14 protein-coding genes and 1 pseudogene are annotated in these 16,981 nt (G+C 72.8%); 6 read left to right on the forward strand and 9 right to left on the reverse strand.

The features are described from left to right. Positions 1-43 precede the first annotated feature (43 nt). Positions 44-1,325 (forward strand): annotated as a pseudogene (locus STRNI_RS20140) (SLC13 family permease). A 57-nt stretch (positions 1,326-1,382) separates the two neighbouring features. Here STRNI_RS20140 and STRNI_RS20145 read toward each other — a convergent pair. After that, positions 1,383-1,547 (reverse strand): hypothetical protein, encoded by a 165-nt coding sequence (locus tag STRNI_RS20145; protein ID WP_018089907.1) that lies wholly within the window; start codon positions 1,545-1,547, stop codon positions 1,383-1,385. Between the two features lie 239 nt (positions 1,548-1,786). Here STRNI_RS20145 and STRNI_RS20150 point away from each other — a divergent pair, with 239 nt between their 5' ends. After that, positions 1,787-2,968, forward strand: a complete 1,182-nt coding sequence (locus STRNI_RS20150; protein ID WP_274737288.1) for a sensor histidine kinase — start codon at positions 1,787-1,789, stop codon at positions 2,966-2,968. Next, positions 2,956-3,600 carry a LuxR C-terminal-related transcriptional regulator gene (locus tag STRNI_RS20155; protein WP_127152215.1) on the forward strand — a complete coding sequence of 215 codons (645 nt, stop codon included), beginning with the start codon at positions 2,956-2,958 and terminating at the stop codon, positions 3,598-3,600. Before STRNI_RS20150 ends, STRNI_RS20155 begins: the two co-directional genes overlap by 13 nt. Positions 3,601-3,725: 125 nt before the next feature. Here the strand turns inward: STRNI_RS20155 and STRNI_RS20160 are convergent, their stop codons facing one another. Both STRNI_RS20160 and STRNI_RS20165 read right to left on the reverse strand, forming a co-directional pair. Next, the gene (locus tag STRNI_RS20160) at positions 3,726-4,526 is read right to left on the reverse strand and encodes an Fpg/Nei family DNA glycosylase (protein WP_159487150.1); all 801 of its coding nucleotides are present in this window, start codon (positions 4,524-4,526) and stop codon (positions 3,726-3,728) included. A gap of 4 nt (positions 4,527-4,530) precedes the next feature. After that, on the reverse strand, positions 4,531-5,271 hold the full coding sequence (locus STRNI_RS20165; RefSeq protein WP_338149751.1) for a TetR/AcrR family transcriptional regulator: 741 nt from the start codon (positions 5,269-5,271) through the stop codon (positions 4,531-4,533). A gap of 76 nt (positions 5,272-5,347) precedes the next feature. Between STRNI_RS20165 and STRNI_RS20170 the strand changes: the two genes are divergently transcribed. Continuing rightward, a complete protein-coding gene (locus STRNI_RS20170) occupies positions 5,348-7,057 on the forward strand; it encodes an FAD-dependent monooxygenase (RefSeq protein WP_277411736.1) in 1,710 nt (569 codons plus the stop codon). A gap of 149 nt (positions 7,058-7,206) precedes the next feature. Here the strand turns inward: STRNI_RS20170 and STRNI_RS20175 are convergent, their stop codons facing one another. Continuing rightward, positions 7,207-7,842, reverse strand: a complete 636-nt coding sequence (locus tag STRNI_RS20175; protein ID WP_277411737.1) for a TetR/AcrR family transcriptional regulator — start codon at positions 7,840-7,842, stop codon at positions 7,207-7,209. Between the two features lie 161 nt (positions 7,843-8,003). Here STRNI_RS20175 and STRNI_RS20180 point away from each other — a divergent pair, with 161 nt between their 5' ends. Next, complete coding sequence (locus STRNI_RS20180; RefSeq protein WP_277413291.1) at positions 8,004-8,459, forward strand: nuclear transport factor 2 family protein; 456 nt, start codon at positions 8,004-8,006, stop codon at positions 8,457-8,459. Between the two features lie 10 nt (positions 8,460-8,469). Further along, positions 8,470-9,408: an NAD(P)H-binding protein gene (locus STRNI_RS20185; RefSeq protein ID WP_277411738.1), complete on the forward strand. Its 939-nt coding sequence runs from the start codon at positions 8,470-8,472 to the stop codon at positions 9,406-9,408. Between the two features lie 9 nt (positions 9,409-9,417). Here the strand turns inward: STRNI_RS20185 and STRNI_RS20190 are convergent, their stop codons facing one another. The 5 genes from STRNI_RS20190 to STRNI_RS20210 form a co-directional block, all read right to left on the reverse strand. Continuing rightward, a complete protein-coding gene (locus STRNI_RS20190) occupies positions 9,418-10,080 on the reverse strand; it encodes a chitin-binding protein (RefSeq protein ID WP_277411739.1) in 663 nt (220 codons plus the stop codon). 215 nt (positions 10,081-10,295) lie between these two features. After that, positions 10,296-12,425 (reverse strand): nuclease-related domain-containing DEAD/DEAH box helicase, encoded by a 2,130-nt coding sequence (locus STRNI_RS20195; protein ID WP_277411740.1) that lies wholly within the window; start codon positions 12,423-12,425, stop codon positions 10,296-10,298. 256 nt (positions 12,426-12,681) lie between these two features. Continuing rightward, on the reverse strand, positions 12,682-14,916 hold the full coding sequence (locus STRNI_RS20200) for a family 2 encapsulin nanocompartment cargo protein terpene cyclase (RefSeq protein WP_159487162.1): 2,235 nt from the start codon (positions 14,914-14,916) through the stop codon (positions 12,682-12,684). Between the two features lie 157 nt (positions 14,917-15,073). Further along, on the reverse strand, positions 15,074-15,922 hold the full coding sequence (locus tag STRNI_RS20205) for an ATP-grasp domain-containing protein (protein ID WP_277411741.1): 849 nt from the start codon (positions 15,920-15,922) through the stop codon (positions 15,074-15,076). Next, a complete protein-coding gene (locus STRNI_RS20210; protein WP_277411742.1) occupies positions 15,919-16,947 on the reverse strand; it encodes an ATP-grasp domain-containing protein in 1,029 nt (342 codons plus the stop codon). The genes STRNI_RS20205 and STRNI_RS20210 overlap by 4 nt, the downstream gene beginning before the upstream one ends. Positions 16,948-16,981: the final 34 nt, after the last annotated feature.

A 16,981-nucleotide genomic window follows, 5' to 3' on the forward strand; every position in this document is an offset into this window, starting at 1 on the left:
GGCGAGCACGGGAGACCGCCGCGCGGAAGGGATCATTCAGCGCATGGTGGTTGCCGAATCCCTGTCCCTGGCCATGCTGCTCGTCGTGCTGGTGTGCCGTCGTCCGGCCGTTCCGGCTGCCGGAGGCGGTCTTCGCGGTACCGGCCGCGGCCGTGGTGATCGCGGCCGGGGCGATCACGCCCGCCCATGTCCGCGACGCGAGGCGGAGCCGCTGGGCCCGGCGATCGGCTTCCTCGCCGCGGTGCTGGTCCTCGCCAAACTCTGCGACGACGAGGGACTCTTCCACGCCTGCGGCACCTGGATGGCGCGCTGGTCGGCAGGCCGGCCCGGCCGCCTCCTGGGCGCGGTCTTCGCCCTCGCCTCGGCCATCACGGCCGTACTGAGCCTGGACGCCACCGTGGTCCTGCTGACCCCCGTGGTCTTCGCCACCGCCGCCCACATGGGAGCCCGCCCCACCCCGCACGTCTACGCCTGCAGCCATCTGTCCAATACGGCCTCGACGCTGCTGCCCGTCTCCAACCTGACGAATCTGCTGGCCTTCACCGCCAGCGGGCTGAGCTTCACCCGGTTCGGCGCGCTGATGGCCCTGCCGTGGCTGGTCGCCATCGATGGGGGCACCTCCCGCGCCCTTAAGGCGTGGGGGCGAATACCTGGTCTTCCGCCGCTTCTTCGCCCCCGCGCTGCGGGACGTGGCGCCCGGCCCGCACCCCGCCGAGCCGCCCGAACTCCCGCTGTTCGCGCTGCTCACGGTGGCCGGCACGCTCGCCGGCTTCGTGCTGACCTCCGCCCTGGGCATCAACCCGGCCTGGGCCGCGGCGGCCGGTGCGCTCGTCATGGCGGTCCGCGCGCTCGCCCGGCGCCACACCACCCCGGCCGCCGTGGTCCGGGCCGCCGGACTGCCGTTCCTCGCCTTCGTCCTGGCCCTGGGCATCGTCGTCCGCGCCGTCGTCGACAACGGGCTCGCCGACGCGCTCGGCCACCTGCTGCCCGACGGCACCGCCCTCCCCGCCCTGCTCGGCAGCGCCGCGCTGGCCGCCGTACTCGCCAACGTCATCAACAACTTGCCGGCCGTGCTGGTGCTGGTGCCGCTGGCCGCACCGAGCGGCCCCGGTGCCGTGCTCGCGGTGCTCCTCGGGGTGAACATCGGCCCCAACCTCACCTACGCCGGATCGCTGGCCACACTGCTGTGGCGGCGCATCGTCCACCACCACGAACACGACGTCGACCTACGGGAGTTCACCGCGCTCGGCCTGCTGACGGTGCCCGCCGCGCTGGCCCTGGCGACGGTGGCGCTGTGGCTCTCGCTCCGGCTGATCGGCACCTGACCCGGGCCCGGCCCGCCTCAGGACCGCCCGGCCCGCGTTAGGACCGCCCGGCCCGCCTCAGGACCGCTTGGTGCGCATCAGGAACAGCCCCACCGCCGAGCCGATCACCACGACGCCGCTGCCGACACTGATCAGCACCTGCTGCACCCCGTCGAAGGCGAAGCTGGTGGCGACATTGAAGGCGACGGCGACCACGAGCACGAACCAGAGCAGGGCTTTCATGGGAGTTCCTTCCGAAGGGTCAGACGTAAGGGACAGGCGTAAGGGCCAGGCGTAAGGGTTAAGACGTAAGGGTTAAGGCGCAGCACCGTGCCGGTGCGCCGGGTCTCTGTGGTCGAGACTGCCCGCTCCGGACCGGCGGTTCGAGGGAGCGTCCTCCCGAATACGGGGTGGAGCGCACTACACCCCCGGCCGGGGAGCGCACGCCCGCGCCGCGGCGACCGGTCGCTTAGCCTGAGCCCATGGGGGAGACGGTGCGGCGGGCGGGGCGGGCCACGGCCCAGCTGATGACGGCGGGCGGGCTGGCGCTGCTGTCGTATCTCTTCCTCGGGGTGCTGCTGTTCACCGCCGTGGCGACGGTCATCGTGATCGGCGCGGGTGTGCTGCCCGAGACGGTCCTGCTGCTGCGCAGGATGGCCGGGTTCAAGCGGCGGCGGGTGGCGGCCTGGACGGGTACGGCGGTGCCCGAGGCGTATCTGCCGCTGACCGGGGGGCTCTCCGAGCGGGTGCGTACCGCGCTCGCCGATCCGGGCACGTACCGGGATCTGCGCTGGCTCGCCGCCCACTTCGGCTACGGCTGGCTCCTGGCGTATCTCGCGCTGCCGCTGTGGGCCGTCGGGCTGCTGGCCGACGGGGTGTGGTGCGGGCTGCTGCGGCAACGGGCCGTCGTACTGCCGCTGATCGGACGCCTCGCCGACCTCGACGCGGCCTGGTCGCGTGCGCTGCTGCGGCCGTCGCCGGACAGCGGGAACCGGGCCCGGCTCGCCGAGCGGGTCGAGGAACTGACCGTCACCCGGGCCGGTGCCGTCGCCGCGCACGGCGCCGAACTGCGGCGGATCGAACGGGATCTGCACGACGGCACCCAGGCCCGGCTGGTGGCGCTGTCGATGCGGGTGGGGCTGGCCCGGCGGGCCTACGACAAGGACCCCGAGGCGGCCCGCAAGCTCCTCGACGACGCACAGAACCAGGCCGAGGAGGCCCTCACCGAGCTGCGTCACGTCGTCCGCGGCATCCATCCGCCGATCCTCACCGACCGGGGCCTGGTGGGGGCGGTGCGGGCGCTCGCGGCGAGCAGCGGCCTGGAGGTGGCGGTGGGCGAGGACGGGCTGGCGGAGGGCCCGCGCGCGCCGGCGGCGGTCGAGGCGGCCGCGTACTTCGTCGTCGCGGAGGCGCTGACCAATGCCGCCAAGCACAGCGGTGCTGACCGGGCCCGGGTGGAACTCGTCCGCGGGCCCGGCCGGTTGACCCTGTCGGTACGTGACGAGGGGCGCGGCGGCGCGGAGACCGGCTCCGCGGGGGCGTCGGGCGGCAGTGGGCTGCTCGGCATCCGGCGCCGGGTCGCGGCGCTCGACGGGACCGTGGAAGTGACCAGCCCCGCCGGGGGCCCGACCGTGATCGATGTGGAGCTGCCGTGCGCGTGGTGATCGCCGAGGACAATGCCTTGCTCAGGGAGGGGCTGGTCCTGTTGCTGACCTCCGCCGGGCACGAGGTGGCCGCGGTCGCTGCCAGCGGGCCCGAGGTGCTGCCCGCACTCCTCGAACACCGCCCGGACGCCGCCGTGTTGGACGTCCGGATGCCTCCCGGCTTCCGCGACGAGGGGCTGCGGGCGGCGCTGGCGGCCCGGCGGGAGATACCCGGTCTGCCGGTGCTGGTGCTGTCGCAGTACGTGGAGGAGACCTATGCCGCGGAGCTGCTGGGCGGCGGCGCGAGCGGCGTGGGCTATCTGCTGAAGGACCGGGTGGGCCGGGTCGACGAGTTCCTGGACGCACTGGAACGCGTCGCGGCGGGCGGCACCGCGCTGGACCCGGAGGTGGTCACGGAGCTGATGACCCGGCGCCGCGACGATCCGCTCGACACCCTGACGCCGCGCGAGCGTGAGGTACTTCAGCTGATGGCGGAGGGCCGGGACAACACCACGATCGCCCAGCTGCTGGTGGTGTCGGACCGGGCGGTCAGCAAGCACATCGGCAATGTCTTCGCGAAGCTGGGCCTCCCGGCCGGCGACACCGGCCACCGGCGGGTGCTGGCGGTGCTGGCGTACTTGAACGGGGGGTAGTGGGCGGGCGGTTGGCCTGTCGGGGGCGGCGGGGAATCAGGTACGGGGGAGGCCGGTCACGGGTACGGCCAACGGGACGTGTGGCATCGGCGCATACAGCCAACGGAGCGTGCAGCATGCGCGGTTCAGGCACCGCCCCTGGCGGTTCGGTCGGGCTGGCAGCGGGGGCACCACACCGTGCCGCGGCCCGCGAGGCGTCTCCGGCACAGGGTCGCGCCGCAGCGCGGGCAGGTCGCCCCGGGGTCGTCGCGGCGCCCGGTGAGCCAGGACCTGCGCGGCGGTACGCGTCCGGCGCGTACCGCTGACCGCAGGGTGCGGCGCAGCTCCGTGTACAGGCGGCCGCACTCGTCGGCGGAGAGCGCACCGGCCCGGCGGGCGGGGTGCAGCCGGGCGCGCCACAGGATCTCGTCGACGAGCAGATTGCCGAGTCCGGCCAGTGCCGACTGGTCCATGAGGACCGACTTGAGGCTGCCGCGCCGCCCGGCGAGCACCGCCTCCAACGTCTTGCGGGTCACCGTCGCCGCATCCGGCCCCTGATCGCTCAGCATCCGGTCGAGACCGGCCTCGTCGACCAGCCACAGGCCCTGGAGTTTGCGCTGGTCGCGGTAGCGGAGCTGGCGTTCGCTGCCCACCGTGAACACCACCCGGTCATGGGCGTGCGGCGGGTCGGCGGGGCCGGCGCACACCAGCTCGCCGGTCATCCCGAAGTGCAGCAGCACGGTGGGGCCGTCGGTGTGCGCGAGCAGCCACTTGCCGCGCCGCTCCGGCTCGGCGAACCGGCGGCCGGTCAGCTCGCGGCGCAGCCGCCGGGCACTCACCCCGTGCAGGACGCCCGCGTCGTACACCTCGGTCCGCCGGATCAGCCTCCCCTGCGCACAGGAGGCCAGAATCCCCCGGAACGCCTCGACGTCGGGCAGCTCGGGCACGGCGTCACCCGCCGGTCCCCGGGGACGTGGAGCCGGGCCCGAGGGCGCGCAGGCCCTGGAGGAGCAGCCCCAGCCCGAACTCGAAGTGGGCCGTGAAATCCGTACTGGTCAGCACCGGCAACGCGGCGGCCAGATGGGGGTACTGCCCCGGCGTCACCGCCGCGCGCAGCAGGTCCGGGTCCGCCGGGCCTTCGTCCGCCGCACCCTGGAGGGCGGCCTGCTCCTCCAGGGTGTGGCCGAGGATGAAGTTGACGAGCGTGAGGGCGGCCCGGGCGGCGGCGTCGGCGGCGAAGCCCGCCTCCCGCAGGACACCGATGAGGGCGTCGGCGAAGCCGAGGGTGTGTGCGCCGGTGGCGTGCGTACCGGCGTAGACGCGGGCGCCGTCGCGGCGGCCGAGGAGCGCCGTACGCATCCGGCGGGCCAGTTCGGCCAGCCGCTCGCTCCAGTCCGGGGACGAGAGCGGCCGTTCGAGGCAGTCGGCCAGCAGCACCTCGGCCATCGCGGTCAGCAGCTCGTGCTTGGTCGCGAAGTAGCGGTACAGGGCACCGGCCCGTACGTCCATCGCCTCGGCCAGCCGCCGCATGGTGAGCGCGTCGAGCCCGACCTCGTCCAGCAGCGCCAGAGCCGCCTCGACGGTACGCACCTGGTCGAGCTTCGGGGGCCGGCCACGCCCTGTGGTGGCGACGGGCCGGGCGCCGGGAGAGCTCGGAGGGCTGGGAGGACTGGGGGTTGACGCGGCGCTCATGGCTCTCACTATAGTGAACGGCGTTCACGTGGACACTGTTCACTAAATCGCGCCCAGCAATACGGGGAGACAGCTGATGGATGCGGCTATCGACGGCAACGCCCACGTCCACGTCAACACCGACATCGACACCGACGTCGATGTCGATGTCGATGTCGATGTCGATGTCGATGTGATCGTGGTGGGTGCGGGACCGACCGGGCTGATGCTCGGCGCCGAGCTGGCGTTGGGCGGCGTACGGGTGCAGATCCTTGAGCGGCGGACCGAGGCGCAGCGGCAGTCGCGGGCGCTGACCCTGCACCCCCGCAGTGTCGAGCTGATGGACCAACGGGGCCTGGTGGAGCGCTTCCTGGCACGCGGGCGAGCCGTACCCGGGTGGCACTTCGCCGGACTGGACACCCGGCTGGACTTCAGCGCGCTGGACACCCGGCACGGCTACACGCTGTTCCTCGCCCAGGCCCGTACCGAGCAACTGCTCGCGGAGCGCGCCCACGCACTCGACGTGCCGATCCGGCGCGGATACGAGGTGGTCGGCCTGCGCCAGGACGACGGCAGTGACAGCGGCCGAGGTAGCGGCGACGGGCGGGGCGGACGCACGGACGCGGGCCGTGTCGAGGTGGACGTCCGCGGGCCCGGCGGTGACCTGAGGACCGTACGCGCTCGGTATGTGGTCGGGTGCGACGGCGGACGGAGCGCGGTGCGGCGGGCCGCCGGTATCGAGTTCCCCGGCACCGACGAGACCCTGACCGGCGCACTGGGGGATTTCGCGGTCGTCGATCCGGCGGCCCTCGACCGTGCGCGTGCCCATGGCGTACTGATCGCCCCGCTGGAGCCAGAGCCGGAGCCGGAGGACGAACGGACGGACGGCGGCCCGGCGGAGGGGCGGCCGGGAGGCCTCACCCGGATCGTCCTCGTCGATCCGCGGCGGATGCGCACACCGGCCGCCGAGCCGCTGACGCTGGAGGAGTTCCGGACCTCCCTGGCGGACATCTGCGGCACCGACTGCGGGGTGGCGCAGCCCCGTTGGCTGTCGCGCTTCGGCAATGCCACCCGGCTCGCCGCCCGTTACCGCGCCGGTCGTGTCCTACTGGCGGGCGATGCCGCGCACATCCACTTCCCGGCGGCCGGCCAGGGCCTCAACACCGGACTCCAGGACGCGATGAACCTGGGCTGGAAGCTCGCCGCCGAGATCAGCGGCTGGGCGCCGCCCGGGCTGCTCGACAGCTACCACGCCGAGCGCCATCCGATCGGACAGGCGGTCACGGAGAACACCGAGGTCCAGACGCTGCTGATGGAGCTGACCCTGCTCCCGCTGTATCAGCGCCCGGCCGCCGCGCTGCGCAAACTGCTGACGGAACTGCTGGGCATCGAGGAGGTCAACCGGCGTCTGGCCGGGCGGATTTCCGCGCTCGACACGGCCTATCCGCCCACCGCCGCCGACGCCGACCCCCTGGTGGGACGACGGATGCCCGATGTCGCCCTGACGGCGGCCGACTCAACGGCCGGCCGCGCCCATGAGCTCCTGCCGCCCGGCCGGTTCGTCCTGCTGGACCTCGCGGGCGATGAGGATCTGAGGCGAACCGTCACCACGGGCTGGGGGCCGCGGGTGACCGCCCTGACCGTCACCCGGCACGAGCACCGCACCGACCTCGACGGGGTACGCGAGATCCTCATCCGCCCCGACGGCCATATCGCCTGGGCCACCCGTACCCCGGCGCTGCCGGCCCGCCGCATCGAGCGACACCGCGCCCTGACCGACTGGGCCGGCCGCCCCGCACGGCGCTGAGCGATTTCGGGGTACCGAGCCGAGAGGTACCGTCCTGTGTCTCGTCTGCGGCCGCGTCGTGGCCGGTCGCGCAGTTCCCGCGCGCCCCTGCAGGGCGCAACCGCACCGCACCTCGGCGGCGCCCGCCCCGCCAGGGGGGGGAGGCGGCCTCAGGCACCCCCCTCACCATCACCCAGCAACTTGCCCACGAACGCGGCCAGTTGGGCCCGCATCCGCTCCCGGGTCATCCCGTCCTGACCGGCGAGATGCTCGACCAGATCGGCCCGGGTGGCGGCCAGCAGCACATGCGCCGTGAAGTCACCGTCCGGTGGGGCCGAACCGGCCGCCACCCCCTGCCCCGCGCCGCCCTCGGCACCCCACCACCGCTCCAGCATCTCCCGCAGGATGCCGTGCCACCACGCGTAATGCGCCCCCTCATACGGGCTGCCGCTACCGGCCTCCTCCAGGGCGAGCGACAGATGACGGTGGTCCCACTTGAAGCACAGCACGGCATCGAGCAGCGCCGGCACCCGTTCGCGCGGCGCGGCGGACGGACCGAGCGGAGGCGGGCCCTCCGCCACGGCATGCCGCAGCGGCTCGATCCGCGCCTCGAACACCGCCCGGATCAGCCCCGTGCGATCGCCGAAGCGGCGGAAGAGCGTGCCCTTGCCGACCCCGGCCGCCGCCGCGATGTCGTCCATCGACACACCGCGGGGGCTCGCACTGCGGGCGAAGAGCTGGTCGGCGGCCGCCAGAACGGTCTCGCGGTTGCGGAGCGCGTCCGCACGCGCCTTGCGTTCGGCCATCCGCGGCCCCCTCTTCACAAAGCGGACCGTCGGTCCGTATAGTCTCGGCAACAGCTAAGCGGACCATCGGTCCGCATTGCATTCCAGTGTAGAGGCGAGGCCTCCCCATGAGCCAAAGCGAGCACAGCAAGCCCCTCGACCGCATCACTCCTACGACACCCATGACACCCACGACGCCCACGACGCCCACGACGCCTACACCGGCGGAGCTCTACCGCCACGGGCTGCAACTGCTCCTGGACAAGAACATGGACGCCTGGGTGGCCCTGTGCGACGACCACGCGGTCTTCGAGTTCCCCTTCGCCCCAGACGGCTATCCGAAGCGGCTGGAGGGCAGGGCGGCGATCGCCGCGTACCTGCAGGACTATCCCGACCACATCGATCTCCAGGCCTTCCCCCACCTGGAGATCCACGGCACCGACAGCCCGGACACCATCGTCGTCGAAATGCGCGCCACCGGCCGGTTCGTGGCCACCGGCGCCCCGTACGAGATGTCCTACACCGCCGTGGTCACGGTCGTAGGCGGCCGCATCACGCACTACCGCGACTACTGGAACCCACTGGCCATCCCGGCCTCCATGAGCGAGGCGAAGTCTCCGCTCACCCAAGCGCCCTGACGGAGCCCTCATGACCGACCACAACACCGTGAGCGACCACAGCACAGCGACCCAGCACAGCACCGCGACCGACCGCAGCACGGTGCCCGGCCACGACACCGCTCTCCCGCCCGGCCGCGACACCGTCCTGGTCACCGGGGCCGCCGGCACCACCGGCAGCCGCCTCGTGCCCCGGCTCCTCGCTCTGGGACACCCCGTCCGGGCCGCCGGCCGCCGCGCCCCCGAGCTGCCCGGCACCCGGCCCGTCGTCTTCGACTGGCACGACCCCGCCACCCACGACGACGCCCTTCGCGGAGCAACCCGGCTCTACCTCGTCCCGCCCACCGCGGCCCCGGACCCGGCCGCCGTGATGCTGCCGTTCCTGGCACTGGCCCGTACGGCGGGAGTGCGCCGCGTCGTCCTCCTCAGCTCCTCCGCCCTCCCGGCCGGCGGCCCGGGAGTCGGGCAGGTGCACGCGGCGCTCCCGGACCTCTTCGACGAGTGGGTGGTCCTGCGGCCCTCCTGGTTCATGCAGAACTTCACCGGCAGCCATCCGCATGCGGAGGCCGTCCGCGCCCACGGCACCCTCATGACCGCGACCGGCACCGGCCGGGTCGGCTTCATCGACGCGGACGACATCGCCGCCGTCGCCGCACACACCCTCACCAGCACACCGCTCACCGGCCACGACCTGGTACTCACCGGCCCCGAGGCCCTGAGCTACGACGACATCGCCGCCACCCTCACCACGGTCACCGGCCGGCTCGTCCGCCACCACCCCGTCACCCGCGCACAGCTACGCGACCGCCTCGCCACCGACCTGCCCACGGAGTTCGCCACCCTGCTGGCCGACCTGGACCACGCCATCGCCGACGGCACCGAAGACCACGTCACCGACACCGTCGAACGCCTCACCGGCCGCCCGCCCCGCAGCTTTCGCGCGTACGCGGAGGACTGGTGGCGTGGCTGAGGCCCGACCTCAGCCGGCACCCCCCGAACGCGCCGGGCGTCCCGGCCGTCCCGGACTTCCCGCGTTCACCGGGTCCACAGGGCTTGCCGAACTCGCGGGCCGCTCGCGGCCTTCCGAGTTGTCCGCCGAGTTGTCCGGGTCCAGCGGGCTCTCCGGGTGGTCGGAGTGATCCAAGCTGTCGGACGGGTCGGAGGGGTCGGAGCTACCGGACGAGTCCGGGTTGCCGGAGGCATCTGAGTCATCGGAACGGGCCGGGCTGTCCGAACGGTCCGGAGCGTCGGATCGGGCCTGGTCATCGCGACGATCCTGGTCGTCCCGACGGTCCTCGTCGGCGGACGTGACCGGTTCCCGGGGGCCGTTCGCGCTCAGTTGGAGGCTGCCGAATTTGGCGTTGAGCCAGGAGCGGGCGCGCACGACGGTCACCACGCGGCCGGTGCAGTCGCGGCCGGTGTACAGGACGAGGTCGGTGGGGGTGTCGTTGTCCACCTCGCCGTAGCCGTCCCCCACTCCGTAGCAGTGGTCGTCGCCGGGGTCGAGGATCTCGTGCGGCCGGTTCTCGGGCCGGGTGTGGTACGTGATGACGCCGGTGACGGCATGTGCGCCGGAGGGAGCGAACGCGACGAGCCCCCCGGTGAGAGCCAGCGCACCAAGGAAAGCGGTCTTGCGTCGCACAGTCGGAACTCCTGTCAGCCATGACGGCGGGCCGGTCCTGGGTCAGGCCCTTACGGAATGTCGCCATGTGGGGTTCCCGACGCCCTCTCGGGATATTCATCTCGAAGGGGAGATTCACCGAGCAGCAGCACATTTCGTGCCGCCTGGGCGCTCCGACCGGCCGTGTCACCGGCCCCGCCGTCATCGGCCGCGCCATCATCGGCCGCGCCAGCGGGTCAGTCCGCCCGGACCGTCCGGACCGCCCGGACGCTGCCCAGCCAGAGGACGTCGCGGGCGCGGGTCATGGCGACGTAGAGCTGACTGCGCGCCAGTTCCGCGCGCTCGTGGGCGGTTTCGGCGGGGGCCGGGCCGTCCGGGAGCTCCGGGGTCCCGTTGGGTAGGTGGGCGTCGTGCTGCGGCAGATAGACGCGTTTGAATTCCAGGCCCTTGGCGCGGCGGTAGCTGCCGAGTTTGACGGCCTCGACCGGGTGTCCGTCGTAGCGGTCGAGCGCGCAGACGGGCAGGCCCGCCCGGGTGAGGAGGCGCTGGTAATGCTCGATGGCGCGCTTCGAGGGGCAGAGGACGGCGGAGCCGGCCAGCTCCTGGGGTGTCAGGGCGCGCAGAGCGGTCAGCAGGGCCTCGTCGTGCGCGGCGGGGGTGGTCAGTACGGCGCGCTGCACCTCGCCGTCGTGGTAGGTCAGGTCGACGTCCCGGCGGCCCGGGGTGCGTGTGCCGTCGAGGTCCTCGAAGGCGTCCTCGGCGACCACGGAGAGCGCGGTGTCCACGATCTCCTTGCTGTTGCGGTAGTTGGCGCGCAGCACCTGGCCGCGGTCGCCGCGGATGTCGATGCCCGCGTCCGAGAGGCGGAACCCTCCCGGGTAGACGGCCTGTTGGCCGTCCCCGACCAGGAGGAGGCCGTTGGGGGTGTCGCCCACCAGGGCATGCAGCAGGCGCACCCCGACGAGGGTCAGGTCCTGGACCTCGTCCACGACGACCGCCGTGTAGGCGCTGTGGCCGGTACGGCCGGCCGCCTCGGCGAGCGCGAGGGAGAGCACATCGTTGAAGTCGTGGACGGCGCGCTCGGTGCGCTGTGCCTCGTACGCCTCGTACAGGGACCAGACGGCCTGCCGGTGCGGGCGGCGCAGACCGGCGCGGCGGCGACGGCGCGGGAGGGCGGCGTACTCCTCGAAGGAGGTGAGGCCGCGGCCCTTGATGACGTAGTCGATCTCTTCCCGCCAGTACGGGTGCAGCGGATCGATCTCGGTCAGACAGCTGTTCCGGCCGACGTGTTTCCAGGCGAAGCTGAAGGCCGTCTCCGCCTTCTCCTTGTGCAGATGGACCGGGACGCCCCGGTCGCGCAGATACTCCTGCGCCCAGGAGTGCAGGCTGCGGAAGTCGACCCGGTCGGCCACCGCCGGGGCCATGGTCTTCAGGAAGGTGGCCTGGACGCGGGGGAGGTTGTTGGCGAAGGTGACGTACAGGATGCGGCCGTTGGTGCGCTGGGCGAGGTAGGCGGCGCGGTGCAGGGCGATGACCGTCTTGCCGGTGCCGGCCGGGCCGCTGATCCTGGCCGGGCCGGCCCAGTTGCGCCGTACCAGCGCGAGCTGGTCGGGGTCGAGGAAGGTCATCCACTGCTCGATGGGGGCCCGGCGCGCCTCGTCGAGGGCGGCTTCCCGCAGCCCGTCGAGGTCGAAGAGGCCGTCGGACCCGGCGGCCGGCGTGCGGGCGGCGGCGTCCGGCGTGCGGGCGGCGGGCGGGGCCTCGTACTCGGGGAAGGCCCGCTCCAGATGGTCGGCGAGGGCCCGGACGGACTCCGCGGACAGCCGGGTGCGCTCCGACAGCAGCGCCGGTCCGATCTCCCGCTCGCCCAGCAGCCGTATCCGGCCCAGCTCCGCGTCGACCCGGTGCCCCGCGAAGGCCAGCAGCGGACGCACCGCCACCGGGGACATTCCCAGGGACGCCACCGCGCTCTCGGCTGCCTTGGTGACCGCGAGCAGCTTGCGACGGTGCTCATCGCGGGAGAATCCCCCGGCCCGCAGCCGGCCGCCCGAGGCCTCGGGTGCGGCCCGCCAGTTCTTGACGTCGATGACGAAGACCCCGCCGGGGCCGATCAGCAGCATGTCGACATTGGCCGCGCGGGTGCCCGGCCAGCGCCGGTCCACGAGCAGCCGCCAGCCCCGCTCGGTCAGCATCAGCAGCTGGGCGGCGACCCGCTGTTCCCCCTCGCTCGCCGCCTCCCAGCGCTCGGCCCGCTGTCGGGCGGCCTGCCATTGTTCGCGTAACAGCCGCTCCTGACGGCGGGCCTGCTGCGCCCGCCGTGCCGCCGAAGCACCTGCCGACCCGCCCGGTGCACTCCCTGCCGCCATCGCTCGCCCCCTGACCGCTCGCCCCCGTAGGCATGGGTCATGAACCATAGGTCGATGGCACATGACGCGAAAGTGCGCACGGGAGGGGCACGGGCGCATGGCGCGGGGAGTCCGCGGCCGGCGGGCCCGGCCCCGCCTCGGGCCGATGCCCGGGGCCGACGCCGGCGCCCGGGCCGACGAACGCGCCCAGCCCGACGCCGGCGCCCGGCCCGCTCCGCAGCCGGCGAGGGAGTCCGCGGGCCGGGCCGCCGCCCGTCTACCCCACCCGCGCGACCGACCGGAAGAGGCGGGCCGCGGACGTGCCCAGACCGGTCGGCGCGCCCACCCGGCCCGGCGAGCCCGTCGGGTGGCGCAGCTCGGAGGCCTGGTAGCGCCGGCAGTCCCGGTGCCAGATGAGGATGCCGGCCATCCAGCGCTCCAGCTCGCGGACATAGCCGTCCAGCGCCTCGCGCTCCTCCGCCGAGAGCTGGAAGTCCTCGCAGACGACCGGGAGTTCATGGGCCGCGACATGCTGGAACTCGCGCATCCGCGAGGTCATGAGGTCATGGACGATGGTCAGCGCGGTCGGGTAGTCGCAGCCGAAGAAGGTCTGGACGACCAGGATGCCGTTGTGGACCTCCCCCTCGTACTCGATCTCCTTCTGGTACGAGAAGACATCGTTCATCAGGCCCGCGTAGTCGGCGGCGGCGTTCTCCAGTGAGCGCAGGGTGCCGGTGCGGTAGATCTCCGGCGGGACCTGCCGGCCACGGCCGATCCGGCTCAGGCTCATGGTGAGGTCGGCGCCGAAGGTCGCCCGGCGCATCTCGATGTAGTCGACCGGGTCGGGGATGCGGTTCTGGATCTGGTTGTCGATCTCCCAGAGCCAGCTGGCCGTCATGGTGTCGACGGCTGCACGGAACTCCCGGCGCGCCTCAAGACCCATGGAGCCCGTCGTACGGGGCCACAGGTCCGCCAGCCCGCGTTCGAGGGCGTTGACCGGCTCCGGTGCGGGCGTCGTGGCGTCGAGCGGCATGAAGGCCGACAGCCGCTCGGTGCACACCCTGGCCGAGGCGATGTCGCGGGTGCGACCGAAGACCGCCGGGTAGTAGTCGTCGGCGTAGGTGCCCCAGGCCAGCCAGGCGGCGCTCAGGTCCAGTTGCTCCGGGGTGGCGTCCGGATGGATGCCGGCCGCGCACAGCGCCAGATCGTGCCGGATCATCGCGGGCTCGTCCCAGACGTCGGACAGCGGCACCCCGGGCTGCGGCTGGAGGATGCCCATCCGGTGCGCCCAGTCGAGGAGCCGCTGCCGGGCGCCCTCCAGATGCGGGCTGAGGGTGGTGGTGAACGGCATGAAGAAATCAGGGAGTCGGGACGGTCCGACCTTGCGGTGCGGGAGGTGGGTGCCGCTGCGGAAGCGGAGCGCACCGGCCGTGGCCAGGGCGGTGTCCAGGTCCGCCGCCGAGGTGCCGAGCCCGCCGAAGGAGAACGGCGACCAGGGCTGCGAGCGGCCGGCCGCCGCCCCGCCGCCGTTCATGTAGCGGCTGGAGCGCATATGCCATTCGTGGCCGCCGGACTGCCAGTCCTGGAGCCCCTTGGCGTACGCCAGCACATCCGCGCAGGACGCCGGATCGAGGCCCTTCTCCAGGAAGAGCGCGGGGAGTTCGGCGACGACGGTGTTCTCGAACTGCTGCAGCCGGGAGGTGATCAGATCGTTGACGGCGTCCGCCGCCTCCTGGGTGGTGCAGTCCAGGAACGTCTCCAGCACCAGGACGCCATTGCTCAGCTCGCCCTCCTCCTCCGTCTCCCGCTGGTAGGAGAACAGGTCGTTCCGCAGATGGACGGCGTCGGAAAAGGTGTCGCGCAGCACCCGCAGCGGCCGGGAGGCGGCGACGGCCGCGGGTACCTCGGCGCCGGTCGCGTACTCCACCAGGCCCGCCGACCAGGGCGCGCCACCGACCTTGCGACGCATCTCGATGTACTCGACGGGGTTGGGCACGCGGTGAATGTTGATATTGGACAGTTCCCACAGCGACTCGTTGAGCAGATGCTCGGTGCTCTCGGCGAACCGCCGCCGCCAGTCCATGGACATCCGCGGCACCGTGCGCGCCCACAGGTCGGCGAGCCCGGCCTCAACAGGGTTGACCGGCTCCGGGAGGGGCGTTGTCAGATCCATCGGCATGAAGGCGGGCAGCCGGTCGAGGTACTCCTTGCCGCCCTTCCGGTCCAGCGTCCGCTTGAACGTCTCCAGGAAGTGGTCGTCGAAGAAGAAGACCCAGACGTACCAGTCGGTCACCAGCGAGAGCGCATCGGCATCGCAGTCCGGGTGGGTGTAGGAACACAGCAGGGCGTAATCGTGGGAGTCGAGGTCCTTCTCCTCCCAGATGTCCGAGCCCTCCAGCATCCCCATGTCACGGGCCCACTTCTTGGAATGGGCCCGCGCCGTCTCCAGATGCGGGTTCAACCGCGCCGGATGGGGCGTGTAGAAGTGGGGCAATTCAAATGGCTGTGTCACCGGTGCCGGCCTCTCCCCATACGTACGGAAGGAAGGCGCGTTGCACCACGCCCTCCTTGACGGGGGCAGCGCTACCCCAGGGGTCAGCGCCTTAGGCCTTATGGAGGAGGAGCTTCCGCCTCCGCTCTCCTTCGGTCCGGAGTGCTCCGAATCGGGTTCATTTCTCGCTGACTTGTGGCACTTTTCTTTCGGCCGCGCTACCGGTCCGGCCGCTCACCGCGGTCCGCAGGGCGAGTGCCGCCAGCGCCTCCGGGGCACCGGCCTGGCCGCGGATGCCGGGGAAGGCGTTGATGTCCACGATGAGGGGCGCACCGCCCCCGGCGTCGAGAAGATCCACCCCGTAGACCTCCAGCCCGAAGACCTCGCCGACCCGGAGCGCGGCGGCCGTCCAGCTCGCGGGCAGTTCGCCGACCGGCAGCGGCAGCGTCGGGCCGCGGCCGTCCGGGGCCAGCTCCGAGCGGCGCAGCGCGGCGAAGAGCTGCCCGTCGACCACCCACAGTTTGTGGTCCCAGCCGCTGTTCACGGTGAACTCCTGGACCACCACAGGCTCTTCGGGCCAGTCGGCGGCCAGTTCCCGCAGCTGTACGGCGCTGTCGGCACGGGTCACCAGGTCCCGGCGCCGGCTGAACCGGCTCTTGATCACCAGCGGCCCGGCCGGGCCACCTTCCGCGGCCAGTTCCCCGAGGGTGGCCGCGAAGCGGGTGCCGGCGAACGGCAGCCCGTCGGCGCGGGCCACCGCGGCCATCTCCACCCGGTCCTGGCACCGGGCCGTCGCCGCGGCCGAGTTGAGCACTGGGGCGCCGTGCTCCTCCAGGAGCGCGGCGAGCGCCAGCGCCCGGGGCGTCCGCGCCTTGAGGAGATAGACGTCGGCGAGCGAGGAGAGGTCCGGGCCCGGCCCCTCGGCGCCCGGGTCCAGGGTTTCCACCTGGTGCTCCGGGGCCAGCAGACCGGTGACCGCGGCGAGCAGCGGATGCCCGGGGTCCGCGGTGAGCAGACAGATCCTCACCGGCCGCCGCCGATCGACGCCGCGGGCCGGGCGGGGCGGGGAAGGGGCTGCACGGTGAACGGGGCGGCCGGGGCGGCTGGGGCGGCCTCCCGTACGGATGCCTCCCGTGCCTCCCGTGCCTCCCGCACGGACGTCGCCCCTACGGACACCTCCCGTACGGACGCCTCCCCTACAGACGCATCCCGCCCCCTCGTCCCATGCCGGGCCAGGTCCAGGACGGCGGCGGACACCCGGGCGACCGCGTCCGGCACCTGGCGGAAGCTGGGGAAGTCATTGATGTCGACGATCACCGGGCCGTCCGGTCCGAGCAGGATGTCGACCCCGTAGAGGTCGAGGCCGAAGACGTCGCCTATCTCGGCGGTGATCCGGGCGACTTCGGGGGTGAGCGGTACCTGCCGTTCGCGGACGGCGTGGGCGGGATGCAGCGGGGAGCACCGCTCGGTCGCGTACAGCTCACCGGCGACGCTGTACACCTTCAGATCCGTACCGGAGTTGGGGACGTAGGGCTGGGCGATGAGCAGTCCGCCGTGCGGGCCGTCCGGTGCGTCCGGGCCGCCCGGCGCCACCGGGACCGGCAGCCGGTCCGGCGTCGCCACCAGCCGGACGGCGCGCCCGGAGCTGCCGTCGGCGGGCTTGACCACGAGGGGGAACTCCGCCTCCGGTATCTCCGCGAACTCCTCGGGCCGGGCCGCCGCATACGTCACGGGGACGGGCAGCCCCTTGCTGCGGGCGATCACCGCGGCCAGCGCCTTGTCCCGTACGCCACGGATGGCCCGGACGTCGTTGACCGTCGTCAGCCCGACGGAGGCGGCCGCTTCCAGGAGGGTCAGGCCCGGACCGCCGGAGACGGTCTTGAGGACCCAGGCGTCGTGGCTGCCCGCCTGTATCGCCTCGGATATCCGGATCAGCGAGCGGCCGGGCCACACCACGTCCACCTGGTGGTCCCAGGCGCGGAGTTGGTGGATCACCTCCAGGGGCATGCCGTCATGGCGGTACTGCTCCTCCACCAGGAAGCAGAGTCTCATCGGGCACCCTCGTCATCGCCGCACGTCCACCGAC

This window comes from Streptomyces nigrescens, from assembly GCF_027626975.1.
Classification (GTDB): domain Bacteria; phylum Actinomycetota; class Actinomycetes; order Streptomycetales; family Streptomycetaceae; genus Streptomyces; species Streptomyces nigrescens.

Excerpts from the sequence above, each read along its gene's own strand:
- STRNI_RS20145 (WP_018089907.1), bottom strand. The coding sequence starts at position 1,547 with ATGAAAGCCCTGCTCTGGTTCGTGCTCGTGGTCGCCGTCGCCTTCAAT.
- STRNI_RS20180 (WP_277413291.1), top strand. The coding sequence starts at position 8,004 with ATGACACCCACGACGCCCACGACGCCCACGACGCCTACACCGGCGGAG.
- STRNI_RS20185 (WP_277411738.1), top strand. The coding sequence starts at position 8,470 with ATGACCGACCACAACACCGTGAGCGACCACAGCACAGCGACCCAGCAC.
- STRNI_RS20165 (WP_338149751.1), bottom strand. The coding sequence starts at position 5,271 with ATGAGCGCCGCGTCAACCCCCAGTCCTCCCAGCCCTCCGAGCTCTCCC.
- STRNI_RS20175 (WP_277411737.1), bottom strand. The coding sequence starts at position 7,842 with ATGGCCGAACGCAAGGCGCGTGCGGACGCGCTCCGCAACCGCGAGACC.
- STRNI_RS20195 (WP_277411740.1), bottom strand. The coding sequence starts at position 12,425 with ATGGCGGCAGGGAGTGCACCGGGCGGGTCGGCAGGTGCTTCGGCGGCA.
- STRNI_RS20150 (WP_274737288.1), top strand. The coding sequence starts at position 1,787 with ATGGGGGAGACGGTGCGGCGGGCGGGGCGGGCCACGGCCCAGCTGATG.
- STRNI_RS20210 (WP_277411742.1), bottom strand. The coding sequence starts at position 16,947 with ATGAGACTCTGCTTCCTGGTGGAGGAGCAGTACCGCCATGACGGCATG.
- STRNI_RS20170 (WP_277411736.1), top strand. The coding sequence starts at position 5,348 with ATGGATGCGGCTATCGACGGCAACGCCCACGTCCACGTCAACACCGAC.